Origin of the sequence: Streptomyces sp. NPDC056948, from assembly GCF_042674225.1 — a bacterium.
Taxonomy (GTDB): domain Bacteria; phylum Actinomycetota; class Actinomycetes; order Streptomycetales; family Streptomycetaceae; genus Streptomyces; species Streptomyces purpurascens.
The window spans coordinates 1-3,243 of record NZ_JBHUQX010000669.1 but is presented as its reverse complement, the minus strand read 5'-3'; the positions used below and the strand labels follow the sequence as shown (position 1 = coordinate 3,243).

The 3,243-nt window shown below is 72.0% G+C and carries 3 protein-coding genes; 2 read left to right on the top strand and 1 reads right to left on the bottom strand.

Going from position 1 to position 3,243, the window contains the following annotated elements; translation table 11 throughout:
- Positions 1-96 precede the first annotated feature (96 nt).
- The gene (locus ACFTZL_RS43235; protein ID WP_382595622.1) at positions 97-960 is read right to left on the bottom strand and encodes a GntR family transcriptional regulator; all 864 of its coding nucleotides are present in this window, start codon (positions 958-960) and stop codon (positions 97-99) included.
- 147 nt (positions 961-1,107) lie between these two features.
- Between ACFTZL_RS43235 and ACFTZL_RS43230 the strand changes: the two genes are divergently transcribed.
- Together ACFTZL_RS43230 and ACFTZL_RS43225 are read left to right on the top strand one after the other, a co-directional pair.
- Positions 1,108-1,959: a (2Fe-2S)-binding protein gene (locus tag ACFTZL_RS43230; protein WP_382595619.1), complete on the top strand. Its 852-nt coding sequence runs from the start codon at positions 1,108-1,110 to the stop codon at positions 1,957-1,959.
- A gap of 257 nt (positions 1,960-2,216) precedes the next feature.
- The coding region (locus tag ACFTZL_RS43225) for a DUF2637 domain-containing protein (protein ID WP_382595616.1) at positions 2,217-3,243 on the top strand (1,027 nt) is incomplete at its 3' end.

Here is a 3,243-nt window from a genome sequence, read left to right as displayed (position 1 = left end):
GTCAATTGATATCCGACCCCATCGCGCCGTTCCGAGGACGGACACCCCCCGACACGGCCCCGACCCACCACCACCGCGCAGGCGCGACACGCACCCTCAGCCCGCACCCGCGAAGTGCTCCCCCACCAGCACCCGCACCACATCCAGATCCCGGACGATCAACGCGTCCAGCAGCGCCGTGTGCTCATGCGCGTCCGCCACCAGATCGGCCCGCCCCCGACCGCCCGGCCCACCCCCGACCAGCGGCCACTGCGCCCGCCGGTGCAGGTCCTCCGCGATCTGGACCAACTGCTCGTTGCCGGAGAGCGACAGCACCGCACGGTGGAACACCCGGTCCGACTCCGCATAGGTAGCCCGGCAGCCGGAGGACGCCGCGCGGACCGTCGCCTCGGCGAGAGGCCGCAGCCCGGCCCAGCGTTCGGCGGGAACGGTACGCGCCAGCCGCAACATCACCGGGACCTCGATCAGGGACCGGACCTCGGCCAGTTCCGCCAGCTCCCGCGCCCCCCGCTCGACCACCCGGAACCCACGGTTCGGCACGACCGCGACGGCACCCTCGATGGCGAGCTGCTGCATAGCCTCCCGCACCGGCGTCGCCGACACCCCGAACCGCTCACCCAGCACCGGCGCCGAGTACACCTCACCGGGCCTCAGATCCCCGGCCACCAGCGCGGCCCGCAGCGCGTCCACGATCTGCCCGCGCACGGAGGACCGCTGGACGACGGCCCGAGGCCGCGGGAGAGCGGGCTCACTGTGCGTGTGCTCACCGCGCACCGCCCCCTCGGCACCCGCCCCTTCGGCACCCACCGCCCCGGCCTGCCGCGGCACCCGAGCCTGCCCGACCGGCACACCCGACCCCACACCCGACCCCGCACCTGCCCCCGCAGCCGGCTCCGCCCCCGACCCCACTCCGGCCCACGAAGCCTCCGTCCCGACGGAGCCCTGCGCCCCCTGCTTCACGGGTCCTCCTCCGGACGTATCGGTACTTGGGGTCATTACGGCGGGTTGTTACTCGTCCGTCAAGCACCATAAGCGCCCCGAGCGCCAGTTCAAATCCCAGCGATCTTGGGTTAGGTTAGGCTTACCTCTGAGTAGATCGGTGATCGCATGCCCGAGCCCCGTTCGGTCGTCTCCGGCGCCTACGCCCGTCTGGCCGAGGTCCTCCCGGGGCTCGCCGTCACCGAACTGAACCCCGAGGACGCGACCCCGCAGGGCGGCGGCTGGGCCGCGGCCACCGACCTCGCGGCCGCCGGCCCCGCCCTCGACGCCTTCCTGTCCTGGGACGAGGACCAGATACGACGGGACTACGACCAGCAGGCCCGCCCCGACGTCGTCGCCAGCTTCGGCCTGCACCGCTACGCCTGGCCCGCCTGCCTGCTGATCACCGTCCCCTGGTTCCTGAACCGCCGCGTGCCCCGCTACCCCGTGACGCACGTCTCGTACGACCGCACCGCCCCCGGCCACCCCATCGGCCGGATGGCCGTCCGCCCGGCCGGCTTCGCCTGTCTGCCCGGCGACGAGGCCGCCACGCTGCCCGGCGCCCGGGTCGTTCCGGACGAGGAGGCACTGCGGGCCGAGGTGCGGTCGGCGGTCGCCGAGCACCTCGAGCCGGTCCTGACCGGTTTCGGACCACGGATGCGGCGTCGCGGCCGGGCCCTGTGGGGCATGGCGACCGACGAGATCGTCGAGGGGCTCTGGTACACCGCCCAGCTCTTCGGCGAGATCGAGGAACGGCGCGCGATGCGCGAGCTGGAGCTGCTCCTGCCGGGCGCGACGAAGCCGTACGTGGGGACGGCGGCGTTCCGGGAGCTGACCGGCCCCGGCGGCGAGCCGCTGCGCACCCGGGACCGCGCGAGCTGCTGCATGTTCTACACGCTGCGCCCGCAGGACACGTGCGCCACCTGCCCGCGCACCTGCGACACCGACCGGGTCACCAAGCTGCTGGCCACGGCCAGTTGACACGCACTCAGAAATAGTCGGCTCCTCCCGTAAGATCATCGCGGAAACTCGCAGCAACTTTCCGCAGAACCACCCGTACGGGTAGTCTTGTTCGAACTCAACTCCCGCCCCTCACGCGGCAGTTCGAGCAGAACGCCGCCCTGAACATTCCCTTGCACTTCCTTGGCGGCCTCTTGCCCCGAAACCCCCTGAGGGCCGTTGGGATTGGGCCACTATGGCGGGCGTTACGCCCTATCCCAATGCAAGGGACCACCCAGATGAAACTGACCGACATATCGCTGAACTGGCTGCTTCCGGGCGCCGTGCTTCTCCTGGGCATGCTGGCGGCGATAGCGGTTCTCGCGCGCGGCAAGCGCTCCTCGGTCAAGGACACGAGCGCGGACGATTCCTGGGAGCGCAACGAGGAACGCCGCAGACGCAAGGAGGCCCTTTACGGCACCGTCTCCTACGTCCTCCTCTTCTGCTGCGCGGCCGTCGCCGCCGCACTCTCCTTCCACGGCCTGGTCGGCTTCGGCGAGCAGAACCTCGGCCTCAGCGGCGGCTGGCAGTACCTCGTCCCGTTCGGCCTGGACGGCGCCGCGATGTTCTGCTCCGTGCTCGCGGTGCGCGAGGCCAGCCACGGTGACGCCGCGCTCGGCTCCCGGATACTGGTCTGGACGTTCGCCTTCGCCGCGGCCTGGTTCAACTGGGTGCACGCGCCCAGGGGGATCGGCCACGCGGGTGCCCCCCACTTCTTCGCCGGCATGTCCCTGTCGGCGGCGGTGCTCTTCGACCGCGCGCTGAAGCAGACCCGCCGCGCCGCCCTGCGGGAGCAGGGCCTGGTGCCGCGCCCGCTGCCGCAGATCCGTATCGTGCGCTGGCTGCGGGCCCCCCGGGAGACGTACAGCGCGTGGTCGCTGATGCTCCTGGAGGGCGTGCGCAGCCTCGACGAGGCGGTCGACGAGGTGCGCGACGACAAGCGCAAGAAGGACGAGGCCCGGCAGCGGCGCCGCGACCAGCAGCGCGTGGAGCGGGCCCAGCTGAAGGCGATCAGCCGCGGTCACCGCGGCCACTTCGGCCGTGGTGGCGGCCGGCAGCTGGAGGTGCAGGTGGAGCGCGGCTCCTCGCAGGTCACCGCGGAGCCTGCCATATCCGCGCCGGAGCCGCTGCCCGTCCGCTCGCGTCCCTCCCTGCAGCCCGCTCGCAAAGGAGCTGACGCGGTGACCGTCGACCTCACGGCCGAGGACGACACCATGGCACTGCCGCGTCTCGACTCCCTGGAGCGCAAGCTCAAGGATCTGGAGC

What these genes read in the sequence shown, in the direction of transcription:
- ACFTZL_RS43230 (WP_382595619.1), top strand. Translation starts at nt 1,108, where the DNA reads ATGCCCGAGCCCCGTTCGGTCGTCTCCGGCGCCTACGCCCGTCTGGCC.